The 17,491-nt window shown below is 37.4% G+C and carries 22 protein-coding genes; 6 read left to right on the forward strand and 16 right to left on the reverse strand.

The window, feature by feature from the left end:
- Positions 1-24: 24 nt before the first annotated feature.
- Positions 25-939, reverse strand: a complete 915-nt coding sequence (locus NST66_RS17040) for a DMT family transporter (protein WP_098626351.1) — start codon at positions 937-939, stop codon at positions 25-27.
- A 338-nt stretch (positions 940-1,277) separates the two neighbouring features.
- Here NST66_RS17040 and NST66_RS17045 point away from each other — a divergent pair, with 338 nt between their 5' ends.
- The 3 genes from NST66_RS17045 to NST66_RS17055 all read left to right on the forward strand — a co-directional run bounded on the left by NST66_RS17045 (position 1,278) and on the right by NST66_RS17055 (position 4,739).
- Entirely contained in the window at positions 1,278-2,138 is an 861-nt protein-coding gene (locus NST66_RS17045) for a LysR family transcriptional regulator (protein ID WP_034267104.1), read from the forward strand.
- A 29-nt stretch (positions 2,139-2,167) separates the two neighbouring features.
- Complete coding sequence (locus NST66_RS17050) at positions 2,168-3,592, forward strand: NAD-dependent succinate-semialdehyde dehydrogenase (protein WP_154991888.1); 1,425 nt, start codon at positions 2,168-2,170, stop codon at positions 3,590-3,592.
- A gap of 304 nt (positions 3,593-3,896) precedes the next feature.
- Positions 3,897-4,739, forward strand: a complete 843-nt coding sequence (locus NST66_RS17055) for a C40 family peptidase (protein WP_034267107.1) — start codon at positions 3,897-3,899, stop codon at positions 4,737-4,739.
- A 57-nt stretch (positions 4,740-4,796) separates the two neighbouring features.
- On the opposite strand, the gene NST66_RS17060 is transcribed toward NST66_RS17055, so the two are convergent.
- On the reverse strand, positions 4,797-5,468 hold the full coding sequence (locus NST66_RS17060; RefSeq protein WP_340843569.1) for an MOSC domain-containing protein: 672 nt from the start codon (positions 5,466-5,468) through the stop codon (positions 4,797-4,799).
- Positions 5,469-5,522: 54 nt separating this feature from the next.
- Positions 5,523-5,729 carry a hypothetical protein gene (locus tag NST66_RS17065; protein WP_311264813.1) on the reverse strand — a complete coding sequence of 69 codons (207 nt, stop codon included), beginning with the start codon at positions 5,727-5,729 and terminating at the stop codon, positions 5,523-5,525.
- A 467-nt stretch (positions 5,730-6,196) separates the two neighbouring features.
- Here NST66_RS17065 and NST66_RS17070 point away from each other — a divergent pair, with 467 nt between their 5' ends.
- Entirely contained in the window at positions 6,197-7,372 is a 1,176-nt protein-coding gene (locus tag NST66_RS17070; RefSeq protein WP_025750788.1) for a NupC/NupG family nucleoside CNT transporter, read from the forward strand.
- Positions 7,373-7,425: 53 nt separating this feature from the next.
- On the opposite strand, the gene NST66_RS17075 is transcribed toward NST66_RS17070, so the two are convergent.
- From NST66_RS17075 to NST66_RS17085, 3 genes are all read right to left on the reverse strand, one after another.
- The gene (locus NST66_RS17075) at positions 7,426-7,746 is read right to left on the reverse strand and encodes a hypothetical protein (protein ID WP_328172058.1); all 321 of its coding nucleotides are present in this window, start codon (positions 7,744-7,746) and stop codon (positions 7,426-7,428) included.
- A gap of 80 nt (positions 7,747-7,826) precedes the next feature.
- Positions 7,827-8,675, reverse strand: coding sequence for a sialate O-acetylesterase (locus NST66_RS17080; RefSeq protein WP_340843774.1), 849 nt, complete (start codon positions 8,673-8,675; stop codon positions 7,827-7,829).
- Positions 8,676-8,766: 91 nt separating this feature from the next.
- Positions 8,767-8,994, reverse strand: a complete 228-nt coding sequence (locus NST66_RS17085; protein WP_340843570.1) for a hypothetical protein — start codon at positions 8,992-8,994, stop codon at positions 8,767-8,769.
- A gap of 501 nt (positions 8,995-9,495) precedes the next feature.
- Here NST66_RS17085 and NST66_RS17090 point away from each other — a divergent pair.
- Entirely contained in the window at positions 9,496-9,684 is a 189-nt protein-coding gene (locus NST66_RS17090) for a hypothetical protein (RefSeq protein WP_014458940.1), read from the forward strand.
- Positions 9,685-9,946: 262 nt separating this feature from the next.
- Here NST66_RS17090 and NST66_RS17095 read toward each other — a convergent pair whose 3' ends face one another.
- The 6 genes from NST66_RS17095 to NST66_RS17120 all read right to left on the reverse strand — a co-directional run bounded on the left by NST66_RS17095 (position 9,947) and on the right by NST66_RS17120 (position 14,169).
- The gene (locus NST66_RS17095; protein WP_340843571.1) at positions 9,947-10,432 is read right to left on the reverse strand and encodes a tetratricopeptide repeat protein; all 486 of its coding nucleotides are present in this window, start codon (positions 10,430-10,432) and stop codon (positions 9,947-9,949) included.
- 123 nt (positions 10,433-10,555) lie between these two features.
- Entirely contained in the window at positions 10,556-10,849 is a 294-nt protein-coding gene (locus NST66_RS17100) for an RNA polymerase alpha subunit C-terminal domain-containing protein (protein WP_340843572.1), read from the reverse strand.
- 162 nt (positions 10,850-11,011) lie between these two features.
- Complete coding sequence (locus NST66_RS17105) at positions 11,012-11,719, reverse strand: DNA alkylation repair protein (RefSeq protein WP_098626334.1); 708 nt, start codon at positions 11,717-11,719, stop codon at positions 11,012-11,014.
- A gap of 40 nt (positions 11,720-11,759) precedes the next feature.
- Complete coding sequence (locus NST66_RS17110; protein WP_340843573.1) at positions 11,760-12,131, reverse strand: iron chaperone; 372 nt, start codon at positions 12,129-12,131, stop codon at positions 11,760-11,762.
- 161 nt (positions 12,132-12,292) lie between these two features.
- The gene (locus NST66_RS17115; RefSeq protein WP_340843574.1) at positions 12,293-12,886 is read right to left on the reverse strand and encodes a YdeI/OmpD-associated family protein; all 594 of its coding nucleotides are present in this window, start codon (positions 12,884-12,886) and stop codon (positions 12,293-12,295) included.
- 173 nt (positions 12,887-13,059) lie between these two features.
- Positions 13,060-14,169 carry a Gfo/Idh/MocA family protein gene (locus tag NST66_RS17120; protein ID WP_340843575.1) on the reverse strand — a complete coding sequence of 370 codons (1,110 nt, stop codon included), beginning with the start codon at positions 14,167-14,169 and terminating at the stop codon, positions 13,060-13,062.
- A gap of 125 nt (positions 14,170-14,294) precedes the next feature.
- Between NST66_RS17120 and NST66_RS17125 the strand changes: the two genes are divergently transcribed.
- Complete coding sequence (locus NST66_RS17125) at positions 14,295-15,167, forward strand: LysR family transcriptional regulator (RefSeq protein ID WP_340843576.1); 873 nt, start codon at positions 14,295-14,297, stop codon at positions 15,165-15,167.
- A 156-nt stretch (positions 15,168-15,323) separates the two neighbouring features.
- Here NST66_RS17125 and NST66_RS17130 read toward each other — a convergent pair whose 3' ends face one another.
- The 4 genes from NST66_RS17130 to NST66_RS17145 form a co-directional block, all read right to left on the reverse strand.
- Positions 15,324-15,542: a hypothetical protein gene (locus NST66_RS17130; protein ID WP_340843577.1), complete on the reverse strand. Its 219-nt coding sequence runs from the start codon at positions 15,540-15,542 to the stop codon at positions 15,324-15,326.
- Positions 15,535-15,912 (reverse strand): immunity 22 family protein, encoded by a 378-nt coding sequence (locus tag NST66_RS17135; RefSeq protein WP_340843578.1) that lies wholly within the window; start codon positions 15,910-15,912, stop codon positions 15,535-15,537. The genes NST66_RS17130 and NST66_RS17135 overlap by 8 nt, the downstream gene beginning before the upstream one ends.
- Before the next feature lie 239 nt (positions 15,913-16,151).
- A complete protein-coding gene (locus tag NST66_RS17140; protein WP_340843579.1) occupies positions 16,152-16,670 on the reverse strand; it encodes a MepB family protein in 519 nt (172 codons plus the stop codon).
- Positions 16,671-17,162: 492 nt separating this feature from the next.
- Positions 17,163-17,468, reverse strand: a complete 306-nt coding sequence (locus tag NST66_RS17145) for a hypothetical protein (RefSeq protein ID WP_116740038.1) — start codon at positions 17,466-17,468, stop codon at positions 17,163-17,165.
- Positions 17,469-17,491: the final 23 nt, after the last annotated feature.

Consider the following 17,491-nt stretch of genomic DNA (forward strand, 5'->3'; position numbering starts at 1 on the left):
AATACGGTTTTTTTATGGGTGATTTCAAGCTGCCTGGTCTCCTCCAGCAGAAGGTCTTGCCTTTTTATTCTTCGCTTTTTTATTCACTAAATAAATACTGATAATAATAAGCGCTAACCCTACAAGAAGTGATGATGTAAACGGTTCGTCTAAAAAGAGTGTTCCAATGACAATTGAAATAATCGGAACAAGAAAATTAAACGATGCCACTTTGCTGGCATCTCCTTGGCTGATTAAATGAAAATAAATAAGCCACGCAACGGCAACGGAAAACAGTGCTAAAAATAAAAGCAGCAGCACAGATGATGAATTCCACACCATATGAGACCACCCTTCTACTCCACTGCCTGTCGCTGTCATAACCACTCCGCCGACAAGACTTTGAATGGTAATAAGCCAAATGCCGTCTACACTGTCGCTAATACGTTTGATATAGACCGTTCCAATCGCCCAGCTCAGCGCTGTAAGGACAGCAAGAATAATTCCAACGGCTGAAGCATTAGCAGATAATTCCCCCATGCTGATAGTAGCTACGCCTACAAACCCAAGAAGCAAGCCCCCTACTTTCACAGCGTTCATGCTTTCTCCAATCCATAGCCATGCAATGATGCCGATGAGTACCGGCTGCAAGTAGACAATCACGCTGAAGACACCCGCTGGCATAAACATAAGTCCGAGCGTTTGCAGTCCGTAGAATAAAATGGCATTAAATAAACCAGATACCATGTATTTATGCCAGTTTTGCTTCCAGTGAAGCCGTTTATATCGTGGCAGTGCAACTGCTAATAACACAATTCCTGCAAGTAATGACCTCACGCCAGATAACAAAATGGGCGATGAATACCCAAGCGCCAGCTTCGATACCGGCCACGTTAATCCCCAAATCAGTACAAGAGCAGCTAAAAGAATCCCGTTAATAAAAGATGATGACTGTTTCATACAACAACCACTCCTACATATATGAATGTAAATGACTCACGCGTTCATTCCTCCTTGTATACTACGCCTCTTTTTCACTCGCTTCAATTGCATGTTTTTTATGTAATCGATGCATAGTAGTTATAAATAATGATTTTGTTCTTTTCTTTTATGAAAGCTTATCTTTCTTATTTATAAGCTAATCCAGAAAAAGATAACGTGGATTCCCAGTGACGATATCGTTTTTTATCTATAACCTTCATGCATAGTTTTAATAACTAAGTGGTAATAGATTTAATATAAAAAAGTAGATAAGCTAAATAGGCAGATGACAAAGAAAAGCTTAAAGGAGTCGTTTTATGGAGTGGCATCAGCTAAAGTATTTTCAGACGCTAGCGCGCATTCAGCACTATTCTAAAGCAGCCGAGCAAGCAGCAATTTCGCAGCCGGCTCTTAGCAGGTCGATTGCCAAACTCGAAGCAGAGCTCGAAGTTCCTTTGTTTGAACGTATCGGACGAAATATCAAGCTCACGAAATACGGAGAAATTTTTCTTCATCGTGTGGAAAATGCGTTAAAAGAAATTGAAATAGGAAAACAAGAATTACAGGACTTTACAGATCCTGAATACGGACATTTATCGATTGCATTTGTTCAATCTGATTTTGTGGTCGGGCTTATTCACTCTTTTCAGACTGAATACCCTCACATTGATTACCGTTTAACTCAAACGGGCTCAAACGGCATTATCCGTATGCTGCAGTCCGGCGAAGCAGATATTGGCTTTGTATCGTTAATTCCGATCGAGGACAAACTGATAAACGTTGAACCCGTTTATAAAGAAGAACTTTTTATCGTGGTTTCACGGAATCACGCTTTAGCTAAGTATGATCAGCTTGATTTAAAGTCGTTAAAAGATGAGCACTTTGTCACTTATAAAGCAGGCTACGGGCTTCGTACGCTGATGGATACATTTTGCGAACAAGCCGGTTTTACTCCGCGCGTTATTTTTGAAGGTGAAGAGCTTTCTTCTATTTTAGCGTGCGTCTCTACAGGTTTTGGCATCACGCTGACGCCAGACCTCCATTCGCTCGACAAAACGACGTTCAAACTGATTAAAGTCATTCAGCCCTACTGCATGAGGACAATTGGCATCGCATGGAAAGAAAACAGCTATTTGTCCCCCGCGGCTAAAAAGTTTATTTCTTTTATTCCATCTTAACTAATTAAAACATCTAAGGAGGACACATCATGTACCCAAATAAATTGTATATTAACGGAGAATGGACAACGACTGAAGACACAATTGACGTAGTAAATCCCGCAACAAAAGAAGTGATCGGCCATATTCCAAAAGGCGGAGAAAAAGAAGCCGCAGCTGCTGCTGATGCGGCGGCGACAGCTTTTAAAACGTGGTCGAAAAAAACGGCGCAAGAACGCAGTACCATTTTAATGAAGTGGCATCAGCTTATTGAACAGCATCAAGATGAATTAGCTGAAATTATGACAACGGAACAAGGAAAGCCGGTTGAAGAAGCAAAAGGCGAAATTCAATACGGAAATGACTATATCGCTTGGTTTGCTGAAGAAGGAAAACGCATCTACGGAGAAACGATTCCAGCACCTTACGAAAACAAGCGCATCACTGTAAAAAAACAGCCGGTTGGCGTCGTTGCAGCGATTACACCGTGGAACTTCCCGGCAGCCATGATTACACGTAAAGTAGCTCCGGCTCTTGCTGCAGGCTGTACAATCGTGTTAAAACCATCTGAAGAAACGCCGTTTACCGCTTTTCGCTTGACTGAACTGGCAGAAGAAGCCGGCGTACCAAAAGGTGTACTAAATATTGTAACAGGAGACGCAGCAGCAATCGGTGATACGTGGCAAAAAGACGGACGCATCCGCAAGCTAACATTCACAGGTTCAACGGCTGTCGGAAAACATTTAATGCGCGGCGCAGCGGATACGGTCAAAAAATTATCGCTTGAACTTGGCGGACATGCCCCGTTCATCGTCACAAAACACGCTGATCTTGACGCAGCCGTTGAAGGCGCAGTCGCATCTAAATTTATTAATGCCGGCCAGACGTGTATTTGTACAAACCGCATTTACGTGCACGAATCGATTGAAGCAGCGTTTGTTGAAAAATTCAAAGAAAAAACAGCTGAGCTAAAAGTAGGAAACGGCTTGGAAAAAGACACGGACGTAGGCCCTCTTATCAACGAAAAAGCCGTTGAAAAAGTTCAAAAACAAATTGAAGATGCCAAAGCAAAAGGCGCTGAAATTGTTCTCGGCGGACAAGCCGTGACAACGGAAAACGGATTTTTTATGGAACCGACTATTTTAACGAATGTAACTGATGACATGAACTGTATGTTTGATGAAACGTTTGGCCCTCTGGCTCCTGTCGCTACATTTAAAACAATTGATGAAGCGATCGAACGAGCAAACAACAGCCCTTACGGCTTGGCGGCATATGTTTTCACAGAAAACATCAAAGAAGCAACGTATATCTCTGAAGAATTAGAATACGGAATTGTTGGGGTAAACGACGGCTCTCCATCAGCCGCACAAGCTCCATTCGGCGGCTTCAAAGAAAGCGGTCTTGGCCGTGAAGGAAGTCATTACGGCATCGAAGACTATTTAGAAGTGAAATATATTTCAATGGGACTATAACCCTAAAAACCAGCAGCTATTTAGCTGCTGGTTTTTATTTTGCACCCTCTTTTTTAACGGAAAAACGGAAAAATTCCATCCTCCTTACATATTTTCTAATAAATCTATGAATCTCCTAAACATTTCTACCTAGATGAATTGTCAGAATTATTACAGAGATGGTGACAATTCTACTTATATCGCCCTTTAATATTAAAACTATGTTACAAAATGTCGTAATTTGGAATTAGATGTTTACTTTTCCTGTCAGGATTGATAGACTCACAGTTGTGAATAAAACAAGTTATGGAAAGGGAGAAAGAACATGCTAAAGAAAGCAAATCGTACAGTTATGAATATGGGGTTAGCAGCATTACTTGTTCCCGCTGCCCTAACATTTAGCACAACTTCAGCAAGTGCAAATGACGGAGGCGCTGCACCAGCACCCGTACAAGAAAAGGTAACGCCAAGCGTACCTCAACAACAAGCAACTACTACTAATCAAAAAGTCATCGTAAACGTGAGTGCGTTAAATATTCGTCAAGGAGCTAGCTTTTCATCTCCAGTTGTTGGAACTGCAACACAAGGTCAAGAGTTTGCTATTTTAAAAGAAGCAAACGGCTTAGTTGAAATTGCACCAAACAAATGGATTTCAAAAAGCTCAAGCTACGTAACAATTGCATCAGGTAAACCAAGCGCAAGCCAAGTAAAAGGTGTAAGCACATCAACTCCTTCTACTTCTACAGCATCTGCATCTACATCAGCAGCAAAAGAAACTAGCACACCAGCACCTGCTCCAACAACAAGCACGGCTTCTGGAAGCACAGTAAATGTTGCACGTAGTTTAGTAGGATCACCTTACCAATGGGCAGGAAACACACCAAGCGGATTTGACTGCTCAGGCTTTATCGCATACGTGTTCAACCATAGCGGTCACAGCATTTCACGTACAAGCGTAGCCAACTACTGGAACATGGCGACAAAAATTTCGTCTCCACAACCAGGCGATCTAGTATTTTTCCAAAACACATACACAAGCGGCCCATCTCACATGGGAATCTACATCGGAAACGGCCAAATGATTCATGCTGGTTCACACGGTGTAGCTGTAGCTGACCTAGATGTTTCTTACTATCAAGATCATTTCTTAGGATACGGACGCTTCTAAGAAAAAAATGCCCTCCAATCGTTAGATACGTTCTAACGATTGGAGGGCATTTACTTTTTATCGCTGCGCGACAGAAAGCGCCTTTTCAATCCGCGTTTGAAATTTATTTTTCCAGTCTTCCGCAAGCTCAGCCACTTCTAAAGCCCGCTGCATTCCTTCTACATCTTTTGAATGATGGAAATATAAATCAAGCGTAAACCACACGGATACTTGGTCCGGATGAGCTTGAATTAATTTCACTTCCGCGTCTTGCGTAATCTTACCTTCTTTCAGCACGCGGCAAAGATAGCCGGTATAGCTTGTCTCAATCATTCGTTTTAAAATCCCTTTAACGCCCGTTCTCTTTGTAATCGTATCACATGGATTTCGCCCTTGCGTCACTTGAATAACGGCGTCTCCCACTTGATAAACGTCTCCAATGCATACGTCTTTTTCAATCATGCCCGCTAAGACAAGATTTTCTCCAAACGCAGACATTGGCAGCTCCGTATCAAACTCTTCATTCCATTTTTTGTAGTGCTCATACGGATACACGCACACCGCACGATCGGGTCCGCCGTGATACCTTAAGTCCGCTACGCCGTCGCCTTGAAACCCTTCTTTTGCTAAAAACGTTTCGTCTACTTGCTTTTTGCAGATACCTGTCCGCATTTCTTTGTCAGAGCCGTATGCCATTTGTTCGGGCATGCCGGTTGCTAAATGAATCAGCCTTCTCTCGGGTGTTGTCATTATGTTTACACCTCTTTTATCATTTTTACTAGTTTACCACACTTATAGAGCGTTTTATTTACTTGTTAGCTCTCTCAGCGGTTTCCACTTAAGTCCTAATGCATAATTAATAGCGGTAGCTGCGACAAATCCAAGCAGCACTCCTGAAACGGTCGGCATAAATAAAGATGGGAACACCGCTACGCACGCTAGTGTTACAACAAAATTTCCAGTGTACGACCATTTTGGATGCTTTGAAAAAAAGGTTTGAATACTACTCATTGTTAACTCCTTTGTACTTTTACTTTGTCATTATTCATGAATATTCTATCATTAAAAAGGAAAAATTTCTCTTAAACAACGTATTATAGGTCATTTTGTCTCTTTTTTACTTCTCATGCTGTAATTCCAAGAACCGGAAGTATCATAAATTTTTAAAAATATTTCACAATTATATTAAAAATATCTTCATTTCCCCTTTTTCTTTTGTTCAAAATGATTTAAGATAGTAGAGGCTGTCGAAATATAAGTTATTATGTCAGTTCTGCATGTTTTTTTACATATTAGCACATAGTAAATATTATTTTACAATTACGTCATTTTTTATAATGGCCTAAAAAATTTTGCCCATTTTTAACAAAATTGGCGTAGAAGTTCCGTTTTTGTATAAAATAGAGGCCGATTTACATAGTCATTTCTATGCACGTCCCTCTTTTATAAATATAGAATACATGTAAGGAGAAAAGTAAATGTCAATTTTAATGGGAATTATCGGGATTGTAATTATCTTAGCAGTTGCATTCCTCATGTCAAACGACAGGAAACTTATCAACTATAAAGGCATCGCAGTTATGCTTGTCATCCAGCTTGCTATCTCTGCTTTTATGATGAATACATCGATTGGTCGCAAGGTGCTTGACTTTATCACAAGTGTATTTACAAAGATCTTATCATTTGGTAACGACGGAATTTCGTTCGTGTTTGGAGATCTTGCAGGAAAAGGCATTTTCTTTATCCAAACGTTAGTTATGATTGTATTCGTTTCAGCATTATTAAGTATTTTAAACTACTCTCGTATTTTACCCTTTGGGATCAAATATATCGGAGGACTTGTTTCAAAAATTACCGGACTTCCCCAAATTGAAAGCTTCACAGCCGTGAACGCGATGATTTTTGGTGATACAACGGCGCTAATTGCGGTGAAAAACCACATCGGAGGTTTAACACCAAACCGTTTATTTATCGTTACAACAACATCTTTAGTATCCGTTTCTTGTTCAATTCTAGGCGCATACATGCAGATGATTCCGGCGGAATACGTATTAATTGCTCTTCCGCTAAACGTATTCTCTGGCTTAATCGTTTCTTCTATCGTTGCACCAGTAAAAGTAGAAGATGAAAACGAAGTCGATATTAAAGCGCCTGCTAAGCAAGGCACGCTGTTTGAAGCAATCGGTGACGGTGCCCTAGACGGCGGACGCGTTGCGTTAATCGTAGCAGCTATGCTTGTAACGTACGTTGGTCTTTTAGCATTAGTGAACTACGTATTAAACGGTGTCATCGGATTAACGGTTCAAGACATTTTAGGCTATATCTTCTACCCAATTGCCTTTATTATGGGTATCCCGGCAGACGAACTGATGAGAGCCGGCGGCGTAATGGGAACAAAAGTAGTAGCAAACGAATTCGTTGCCATGCTTGACTTCCAAAAAATGATGCCTCACCTTTCTGAAAAAACAGTCGGTATCGTATCAGCTTACTTAATCTCATTTGCAAACTTCAGCTCAATTGGTATCGTTCTTGGTACGATCCAAGCAATCAACGGTGAACAAGCTTCACGCGTTGCAAAGTTCGGATTGAAGATGCTGTTAGTAGCGACAATGGGATCGATTTTAACAGGTATTATGGTTGGATTGTTTATTTAATGAGGAAAGCACTCACTTGTGGTGAGTGCTTTTTTAGCATTTTCTATCTGTTTTTAATCCATATCTACAATAGAAGTAACGCGGTAGTTATCATTGTAGCTGACGTTTACTACGTATTGCTTAGAGTTATCTTCTTTCACCTTCCCCGTTACCTCTATATAATCAAAACCATGGTCCGCAAAATCTGCTTTTTCCACCACCAGGTCGTTATGTCTTTTTTCTTTAAAATATGTAATAGCTGCCTGCTCCGCCTTATGGAACATTTGATCATTTTGTTTTTGCTCCATTTGTTTTCCTTTAGAATGATTGATGTAAATTCCTCCTACTAAGACTAGGAGTATAAGGACTGAACAAAAAATGAGAGCTTTTTTCATTGCTTTTCTCCTTCTTCAGCAATACTGCAAGCTTTCTGTTGGATTTATCCTGTAATCTGCCTCAACCTTTTAATTCTGCTTTACTTACTTTCATTAATAATAGAGATATTAAGAGAAAACTCCTCAAAACTTAATTGTCCCAAGGCAAACTTCATACTTTCAACAAATATACGTTCATTTTTAGTTAGTTCACGCTTTGCTTCCTTTTCAATCCATTCATGCTCACTGTCCAAAACATCTAAAACATGCTTTTGTTTTGAAAAAGCCTCATAGTATCTTAATCCAAACTTTCTTTGAGAGACGGCATCAATATGAATGCCATCTGGATTTGCTGTTAAGCCTTTTGATGTTACAAAATAACAATTTTTTTCAGAATGGGCAACTTTAGATAATATCTGATTTATTTGTTTATATTCTACGGCGCTTTTTCCAAATCCGACGTCTCCAAGGTAATGTCCCAACTCACCGATAATGATCGGGATATCTGGTGCATTCAATTCTTCTCTCAAGTGTTTAAATAATGAAAGCAGTTTATCTTCATACGTCTTATAACGTTCTCCGTAACTGTCGCTTTCTCCTTGATGCCAAAGAATTCCCACTAACTCACTTGTTTCCATTGCGAATTTCGCTTCAGAAATCGCGTGTCTTGTTAATAGTCCGTCACTTGTCCACTCATCAATTGAGCTTCCTCCCTCGGCACATGGTATTAGCCCAATGGACTCGCCCAGATGATCCTCTGTCCAAGCTTGAGCAAAAGAGGCTGCCGGCCCAACACCAGATATGTGACGATCAAAATTAAGTGGTTCTGCCATCGTTTGCCACCTACCGTTTCGTAACATATGTATATGCTCATTATAAATCGGCGGTACATCCTCAATAAATCCTCTGCCTGCCATATTTGATTGTCCAATTAATAATATAGATTTCATCGAAATACCTTCTTTCTCTTCCATGTTGATCACTTTTTTAAAATTTGCTCGTGCTTATACTTATAGAATTAGTTACACTCTGATATATGGCTCAATTAATGGCTTCAAGAGCTTGTTTCAAATAATCCATTTCAGAAGTTATATCATCTATCTGTTGGTTTAACTGACTTACTTTATCAAGAGTATTCCGTGCATCCAATAAATTAATTTCTAACATCAAACGGCTTGCTTCACTCTCAAGTTCCAATCTCTTTGCAAATAATACCTCGTGCTTTTTTATAATTTCTGATTTTAGATTCTTACTATTGGTTTCTTTCATACTTCTACCTCACTAACTTGTAATAACAGTGTTTTATTGAGCTGTAAATTCCCCTATATAATTTAATAATTACCTACAGGGTAGTTTATGACATAGTTAAAGTTGCCTTTTTCACTTACAGGAAAACCGCATTTACATAAGATAAATAATAAGAACCAATTAAAATAAAGTCCATTATTCACTTTCCTTGGACGGCGTTCATAAGCTCTTGGTGTTGACATTGAGATACATACTGAGCGTTCAGAAGCTTTCCTAACTATCAAAAACAAACGAAACATTCCATAATAAGGGAAATTTGAAATCATTTTGTTTTTTTTGCAGGAAAAAAAAGCAAAGTATATAAAGATAACAGTATGCATCAAAAAGTGTTGAGAATATTTTATGATCATTTTCTATCAGCACGAGAGCAATAATTTGAGAAAAGAGCTTATATCAGTCCGTGTCTTAAGTATGCCTATTATATAGAATGGGTTACTTAGTAAATAAGGGAAGGTGATTTATATGTTAGGGGAAGAAGATTTAAAAGTAAATTGTATATCAGCTGCTATAGGTTTACTCATCCAACATAATATCATCACTCACCAGGAACTGGACAAACTAACTAAAACGAATTATCACGTTTTTTATCATTTTCTCATGGATAAGCTAATTGAAGAAGAGTTTAGTAAGGATAGAGTGGTACAAACATAAGTGCTTCAACAAAGAAAGAAGCACAAGATCCAAAGCAAAGATCTCCTATTTCAAATGTAATTCGTATAGGGCTCCTTACATATTAGACATATATAATATGTAAGGGCTTTCTTATTCAGCAAAGCCTCCTATAGTTTAAATGTATTTCTTCACAATCTATCATTTTAAAAGTCATGTTATCAAAGGAAGTCTGCCAATATTGTTACAAAAAAGTCCTTTCCTCGTTTCAGGAAAAGAACTTATATTCAGTGAATTTTACAAGCTACTTCCAAGTCTGATCCAGTTTATCTGAATAGAAATGTAAGGCTTTTTTATAACTTAGTATTTCATTGTCACTTGTCGTATTTAGTAAGCACTTCAGTATCAGTTCCATCGCTTTGCTATGTTCTTTTAAATTGTATAAGGTCATGGAATAAAACACTTTAATTACATGATTATCTGGGAATGATTCCATTCCTTTTAAAAATGTCTCTTTTGACTTTTCATATTCCCCCAAGGCTCTATACGTGCTGCCCAATCCCACTATTGCCCCTTCCATATCCTTAGAAGATAATCCTATCTTTATGGCATTTTCGTAAAAGGGCACTGCCTTTTCTTCTTCCCCTAATAGGTCGAAGCTCCAAGCACATTGATAGTTATATAAAGCATTGTCTGGACATTCCTTAACTAATTCACTTAGCAATTCGTTAGATTCTTTGTGATTTCCATTCTTTCGTAACGCTAATGCTTTATCTAGTTTGTTATTCATCACTTAAATCTCCAACCCTTCTTTTTCCCCCTATTTATCTCTTAAGATCCTTCCATATCCAGAAATTCAGCGTATTTGTACACTTTATCCCAATCTATTTCTTGTTTTAACTATCCTTAATATTTAATTTTTAAAGGCTAACCCATTGGCCTGCAAAGCTGCTTTAAGTTTAGGTAAAGAAGCCGGACCCATACCATGAAATTGTAATATCTCTTTTTCACTAAATGTTGATAGCTGCTGCAAAGAAGTTACCCCGTTGTTTTCCAATGCTCGTCTTGCTGGTGCTGATAGCATAGAAAGAAATCCATTGTCAGGTTTGCGTTCTTGCTCGCAGGTTGGGCAGGTCGGACAGCTACTGCTTTTATAATATTTGTGTCCTTTATGACAGATTCTTAGATTTCCCTTTTGGATTTTCATTTTTAATCTCTCCTTTTCACAAGAGCTTTTTAGCTTTTATCCCCTGCCACTTCTGCAATGGATGATTTATGGAGAAACAGAACATCATGCGTATAGTAAACTAACTATTATTAAATGCTTGTTAGTCTCGTTTCAGATAGCGCAGCTCCATTACAAATCATGTTAACACCTTACATGTTTGCGTTTGAACCCAAGCCTTCCTCTATCTATATCCTTTTGAATGTTTTCGGAAGCAAGAAGAATACTACTTTTTTTCTTATCCTTCTTAACTTCGACTGGACCTACTGCCTTTGCCGTTTCAAGCGCCTTCTCATGAAGTGGCAAATATGAAACACCGACTGTATAGATAAAATTATTCATAGCCGATTTCGTTCGATCTGGAGAATCGTGAATCGTATTCTCCACTTGATTAAGCATATCTGCAATCTTGCTTGTGCTAAATTCATCGTCAGGACGATTACCCAAAAGCCAGCAGTAGCAACTCCAACCTGCTGACATTTTAAGTTCTTCACCGCTTGCCACCCATCTATCAGCCACAGCTTGCGCAAAATCGGTTTCTGACAAAGTGACTGCAACTACATAATCGGATAGCATGTAGAAATACGCTTTATCAATCCAACGCTCAAAATCCTCCGCAGTCATCTCTGTTGGGTCTGCAATGATACCAGCAAAATACATAGCATCATAATTGCCAGACGCATAAAGCTGCTCGGCCAAAGCCTGATTTTTCTTGATTTTCTTTGCAATCGGCTTCATTTTTCCTGTTGCCACTCCAAAAAGCGGATCGTGTGCACCATTGTTTATGTAAGTCTTTTTAATTCGTTCCGTACCAAGCGCTTCAAGTTCTTTCATAACCATTTCAAAATCCATCTTTCTGTATCCTCCTTCTTCTCCGTTCATAATCTACTCTTTATTTCCGCCAAAAAGTTGAACAGTCTTTCTTATCTAACATATTAAACTCGATTATTTTTTTTAGTAATTCATAGTTTACCCGCTCAGTCCATAGAATTCGAAACAGACCTTTGGTAGCGCTATATCCAGCCTGAGCAATGTTATGATTAAAGTGCGCAATGCCTGTTTCTTCAGGTGAAACGCTCAAATGATGTTTCGCTGAGGCAAAGCCGATGATGAATGTTCCATGATCAGTAAACATTGGCGTATTCCATTTGATTTGTGGTTCCAAATTCGGGAAAGTATTAGCAACCCAATCCAAAACTTCCTCTGTTCGGTCACGGTGGTCAGGACTATCTATACGCGCTAAATATTCTGCAAAAACTCCCATATCATTTTCTCCTAAAATAAAAATTTTTGAACGCTGTCATTTTTTAACCTACTCTACTTTTACACAAAGCGAACATCAATCAGTTCACTTAGCCCTATTTCACTTTTAACTCAAATACATTAACAATTCATATTGACTACGTTTGTTTTAAATAAAGCGTACTAATCATTTAATCCTTTTCCATTAAGAATGTTCGGAATGCATTTTTCAACCCGTGATTGTCGAGTCTTAGATTGTTTGGCCGCAGAAAAATGAAGAATATATGCTCTTTGTCGTCCTGGAGTCAATGTAGTAAAAGCCGTTTTTAGAGCAGGTATTTCATCAAATTTATGTTGTAGCTCTTCAGGAATAATGAGTTCTTCAGGCTTTTTAACTTTGACTTTCAATCCGGCTTTTTCCACCTCGATGGCCTCATAAATATAAGCTTTTAAGATGGCTTCCTTTTCAACTATTTCTTGCACATTGGTAAACCGAATTTGTCGCGCCCCTTGTACATTCTCCGTTTGTTGGATTAGAATACCATGAGAATCTTGTAACAGAGAGCCTTTAGGAAACAGCAACGCACAGTATTCTTTAAAACCATGTATTAAAACAATGTTTTTTTTCTCAAACGTGTAACAAGGGTTCATCCATTTATAATCTTCGGTCAACTCACAGTCAAGAACAATCTTTCTCAGCGTCTCATATTCTTCTTTCCACTTTTTAGCTTTAGTTAAAAATTCATCAACCTTAGGATTCATTTTACTGTTTGTCATCAAGGAACACTCCTATTCAATTTTTTAATCTGTGGCTCTAGCAATGATATAGTCAGCCGTCAATTCATTTAATGGTGTTACTATTCTTCAAATGTAGGAAATGCCCTTCTTCAATTGACTTGATAGTTATTAAAATTATAAACATTTTAACTTTATAAAGAATAGGCTTTCGTTTACTTATCAAACGTTTCCCTTTCACCAGTCTCTGCAGATGTTCGAACCGCATCTAATAGTTGATGAAGTTTAACAGCATCATGGAAGTTTGGAATTTGACTTTTGTGTTCAAATATATCTTTTGCTAACACCTGATAAGCCTTTTCAACGTAATCTTTTGGATGATTATCTTTTGCTGAAGATACGTTTAGCTCTTCAACATACACACTTTCCGTACTTAATAAATAAGTAGGATGCTTAACCTTCTCTAATTTGAGATTACCAAATTGTACGTGACCGGATGAAGAATTCTGGGTTAAGCGAAAAACACCTTTTTCTCCTCTAACCTCTAATTGAAAAGCAGGATAAACTCCTCCTTGAATATGAACAGAAGCTGAAATATCACCGTCGAGTGTTCCCTGTATTAAGATTTGGTCCGCTGCATCCTTTGGCACCGTAACTTCTGTTCCTTGTATGAGAGCTTCTGTATAATACGTATTCATTATCGACGATAACTCTTTAAAATCACCTAAGATGTAGCACAGAACATCAAGCGAGTGTCCACCGTTGATTGTAAGAAGGTTGGCTCCGTTTTCTCTTTTTAAGATATAGCTGTTTGCTTCATCTGTTATTCCACCCTTTCCTTGTGTCGCTACCTGCATGGTGCAGGAGATAATTCTTCCAATTTCCCCTTGGTTAATAGCCTGCTTTACATAATTCACCTCAGGAGATTGTCTTGCTTGTAACCCAATCGCATGGTGAATGTTTGCCTCATCCGCTAACTTTGCCAGTTTAATTGCTTGCTTAGTATCTACACCTAAAGGCCACTCGCAATAAATGTGTTTCTTTTCCTCTATAGCAGCAATTGAAGCTTCGTAATGAAAGGGAACTTTTACACTAACTACTACTAAATCAACACCTTTGGATTGCGCTAATCTCTTATAGTCTGTAAAGCTATGGGGAGCATCAAGTACCCTCGCACTTTCCTTGGCGGTTTCTGCTTTTGATGTTCCAATTGCGGTTATTCGATAAAAAGGACTTTCTTTAAGTACTGGAATATGTGTTTTGCTCGCCCATTGATTATTTAAAGATCCCCCTATAATTCCTACTTTTATTAATTTCTCCTTCATTAGACATTCCTCCATCATTTTGTAGAAAATATTACCTTTTAATCAAGTATAATTAAAATGAATCATCATTTTAAATGTTAAAATATGATGGCTATATCACTTTTTTTGATGGAGGGTGAATATGAATGGATATTGAAAATATGAAAGCTTTTGTTTCAGTGGCCGAATTAAGAAATATATCTGCGGCTGCAATAAAACTGAACCATCTTCAATCTAATATGACCGCCAAAATAAAGAAAATAGAAAGCTATTATAATCAAGAACTGTTTATTAGAAACTCGAAGGGCGTTAAATTAACCAAGCAAGGAGAAAAGTTGTATCACCAATTTAAAAAAATATTGCTTCTTTGGGAAGAAACTGAAAATAAGATGAAGAAACAAGATGAAAAACTCCGTATTGGCACCATGATATCAGTTGGGGGCACTCAATTCTCAGGCGCTTTAAACAAACTTTACAACACCTATCCAGATCTAGCAGTAACATTAAAAACGGGTTCAACCGAATATATCGAAAATCAAATTCTACTTGGACAAATTGATGTAGCTTATACAATTGGATCATTAAACAACCAAAAGATAAAATATAAAAAAGTAGGCGTAGAAGAAATGGTTGTCATTGGTAGCGATATTGATCAACACACGACATTTGATGACTATGTAAGGCAAAAAAATATACTGGTACTTTCAGATAAGTGCTTGTACATGACAATATTACATACTATTTATGCCAGCTTACATATTGAACAAGGTGACATGATCGAAGTCGGCGATCCAGAAACATTAGTACAATTTGCATTAATGGGCATGGAAATTTCCTTAGTCTCTAAGCGTATCGCAAACCGTTATAACATCCATAATTTTTTAGAAGTTCCACCACCTTATCGGTACACTGACTTTTATCTCATTTCCAGGCTGAATTATGAATTTACACCTATCGAAAAACAGTTTATTGAATTGAATAACTTCCTTGGCGACACTTTTAGAAGAGTAGAAATTTAATATTGAGGTTACAGTTTTTCCTGTAACCTTTTTTGTGACTTCTTGGCTATCATTGTTTTTATATAGGTACAGTGAAGAATTTTTCCAATTTACATAAAGCGTATTCTTAGCAGCCATTTATAATAAAGAGCAAATCAATGTTTGATTCGCTCTTTATTAATCTTCCCTCATATCCAACGTGTAGAATTCTACAACGTTATCTTCAGTATCCTTAAAATACAACCGCTTCTCTTTTTGCATATTAATATTAATCTCTTCTATAACTTTATGATCGATACTAGCATCATTTAATACTTTAATGGCAGAATCAAAGCTTTCTGTTTTTATATGTAAAGCAAAATAGACATGAATACCGCCTTGATCATAACTATTCATACCTAATACTTCCTAAATATTTAACACCATTAATTTCGTTATCACTCTTTTTATTGTGCTGAAAATCATAAATTAAAATCATACTGTTGAAATCATCAGGCAAATATTCTCCATATTTTTCAACAAAGTTAGGAATTACTACATCATCATACGAACAGCCTTCCAATAGGTGCGAAAGCTTACACATGTCCTGATTTGCATAATGAGCTTCGCTAAAATCTTCTTCAAAATAATCAACTTTAAAGTCCTTTTCAAATTGTGAGGGTATAGCATCTCCATCTTCCGTATAAGCAATCAACAGATATTTTTCTAGCTCTTCGCTAGTTGAAAACTTACCGACCCATAAAGATACATAACCTATCTGTTCCATACAATCCCTCTTTCAAAAAAACATTTCTTACATTACAATCATTCTTTATACTTTAACTTTACACGAATTAAACATCAATTAGCTCACTTAATCTCATTTTGTTCTTTAAACCAAACGCGTCATTAATAAAAACAAACGGTTCACCTAAGGAATCAAAAAACTGAATGAATCCTGTCTCTGTTATGTATTGGCCTCTCTTATAGTACGTAAGTTAGACTTGTTTATTTGTATGTAAAGCTTCAATCGTTGCGACTCTCGAAGTATAGCTTTAAGAATTTTTGACGGGGGAAATTGTTCGCATCGTTCGTCTCAACAAAATATTCTAATTGCCATTTTTGTGTTTCAATAGCTTGTTTGCTAGTTGGCTTATCCCATATCGGATACACTCTAATTGCCATTTTCCCTTTTGTAGTAGACGTTTTAAGAATTTTTTGTTTTAAAAGAACTGCTTTTGGAAAAATGAATTGTCCAAATCTATTTGTACTAGTAAAGGTATTAATAACTAATAGATCGGTAGCTTTTCCATACGAAAAGGCTTGGTTTTTATGAGTCGCATCTTTTTCCCAAAAGGATACAAACTGCCCTACCTTGTTAGGGGTAGTTTTCGCCACCCTAAATCGTACAGATTTTGAATTTAACTGAAAGATACCAGCGCCATAATCTGAATTTTGAGCTTCTTCTCGAATAGCTTTTATAGCGAAGTGATTGGGTTTATAAAAGTTCTCATTTACATAGGTTAACGCCTCATAAAATTCCATTGTTTTTACCCCTTATGTTTATAACTCTCTTCAATTAATAATACGTGGTTTGTATTTCGTCCCTCGAAATCGCGTCTAAATATCTTAAATATTTCAAAATGTTATAGCAAAGCTATTCTTGCCTTATAACACCTCTTGATCCCTTAAGCATTGCTACCCTCTTAATATAGTTAATGTGCTACATATTAACCTCATTTTTTCACTTTGGTTCGTGATCTCTTTGTATTACTGAAATACTTGGAGGTTCAGTTGAAACCACATCAATTATATGGTTTAAAGCATGTATTCCATAGTGTTTAAACGGTCCAGGGTGTATATCGTCAGCTATGGTACCAATTTCGATAAAATCTAGATATCTGGACTTTAAATAAACTGCAAAAGCGCTTCCTTTATACATTTCATACTTATCCATTACAGTAAAACTTTCGTTTCTAACAGAGTATGCAATGTACCAATCAAATGTAAGGCGAATTATAGGCAGGAAGTTAGGATTTATTTTATCTTGAATATGGTCTTTCTATGATCCTGCTTTATACGTTTCAAGCGCAGCTCTATTTTTCTATCTAACATTTTATGTGCAGTTTGGAAAGTTACACATATGAACAGTAAGATAACAGTAATAATTATAGCGTCTGGCACTTGGAAGCAAAAACATAATACTGCTAAAAGAAAAGATATAGTACAAGTAAAGTTGATTATCCATTTTTTATTTCTATGAGCTTGAAGACTTTTTTCAAGCAGCTGCTTTTGTCCTTCTTCCCTTTTTATATCTTCTGAATTATTGAGTGTAGAGTTCAATGTTATTTCTCCTTAGAAAACTA

It is taken from the genome of Priestia sp. FSL W8-0524 (genome assembly GCF_038005965.1).
GTDB classification, from domain to species: Bacteria; Bacillota; Bacilli; order Bacillales; family Bacillaceae_H; genus Priestia; species Priestia zanthoxyli.

Coding starts and splice junctions, on each gene's coding strand:
- NST66_RS17055 (WP_034267107.1), top strand. CDS start 3,897: ATGCTAAAGAAAGCAAATCGTACAGTTATGAATATGGGGTTAGCAGCA.
- NST66_RS17120 (WP_340843575.1), bottom strand. CDS start 14,169: ATGAAGGAGAAATTAATAAAAGTAGGAATTATAGGGGGATCTTTAAAT.
- NST66_RS17050 (WP_154991888.1), top strand. CDS start 2,168: ATGTACCCAAATAAATTGTATATTAACGGAGAATGGACAACGACTGAA.
- NST66_RS17090 (WP_014458940.1), top strand. CDS start 9,496: ATGTTAGGGGAAGAAGATTTAAAAGTAAATTGTATATCAGCTGCTATA.
- NST66_RS17140 (WP_340843579.1), bottom strand. CDS start 16,670: ATGGAATTTTATGAGGCGTTAACCTATGTAAATGAGAACTTTTATAAA.
- NST66_RS17095 (WP_340843571.1), bottom strand. CDS start 10,432: ATGAATAACAAACTAGATAAAGCATTAGCGTTACGAAAGAATGGAAAT.
- NST66_RS17075 (WP_328172058.1), bottom strand. CDS start 7,746: ATGAAAAAAGCTCTCATTTTTTGTTCAGTCCTTATACTCCTAGTCTTA.
- NST66_RS17100 (WP_340843572.1), bottom strand. CDS start 10,849: ATGAAAATCCAAAAGGGAAATCTAAGAATCTGTCATAAAGGACACAAA.
- NST66_RS17040 (WP_098626351.1), bottom strand. CDS start 939: ATGAAACAGTCATCATCTTTTATTAACGGGATTCTTTTAGCTGCTCTT.
- NST66_RS17115 (WP_340843574.1), bottom strand. CDS start 12,886: ATGACAAACAGTAAAATGAATCCTAAGGTTGATGAATTTTTAACTAAA.
- NST66_RS17070 (WP_025750788.1), top strand. CDS start 6,197: ATGTCAATTTTAATGGGAATTATCGGGATTGTAATTATCTTAGCAGTT.
- NST66_RS17060 (WP_340843569.1), bottom strand. CDS start 5,468: ATGACAACACCCGAGAGAAGGCTGATTCATTTAGCAACCGGCATGCCC.
- NST66_RS17130 (WP_340843577.1), bottom strand. CDS start 15,542: ATGAATAGTTATGATCAAGGCGGTATTCATGTCTATTTTGCTTTACAT.
- NST66_RS17105 (WP_098626334.1), bottom strand. CDS start 11,719: ATGGATTTTGAAATGGTTATGAAAGAACTTGAAGCGCTTGGTACGGAA.
- NST66_RS17045 (WP_034267104.1), top strand. CDS start 1,278: ATGGAGTGGCATCAGCTAAAGTATTTTCAGACGCTAGCGCGCATTCAG.
- NST66_RS17065 (WP_311264813.1), bottom strand. CDS start 5,729: ATGAGTAGTATTCAAACCTTTTTTTCAAAGCATCCAAAATGGTCGTAC.
- NST66_RS17135 (WP_340843578.1), bottom strand. CDS start 15,912: ATGGAACAGATAGGTTATGTATCTTTATGGGTCGGTAAGTTTTCAACT.
- NST66_RS17085 (WP_340843570.1), bottom strand. CDS start 8,994: ATGAAAGAAACCAATAGTAAGAATCTAAAATCAGAAATTATAAAAAAG.
- NST66_RS17110 (WP_340843573.1), bottom strand. CDS start 12,131: ATGGGAGTTTTTGCAGAATATTTAGCGCGTATAGATAGTCCTGACCAC.
- NST66_RS17125 (WP_340843576.1), top strand. CDS start 14,295: ATGGATATTGAAAATATGAAAGCTTTTGTTTCAGTGGCCGAATTAAGA.
- NST66_RS17080 (WP_340843774.1), bottom strand. CDS start 8,675: ATGAAATCTATATTATTAATTGGACAATCAAATATGGCAGGCAGAGGA.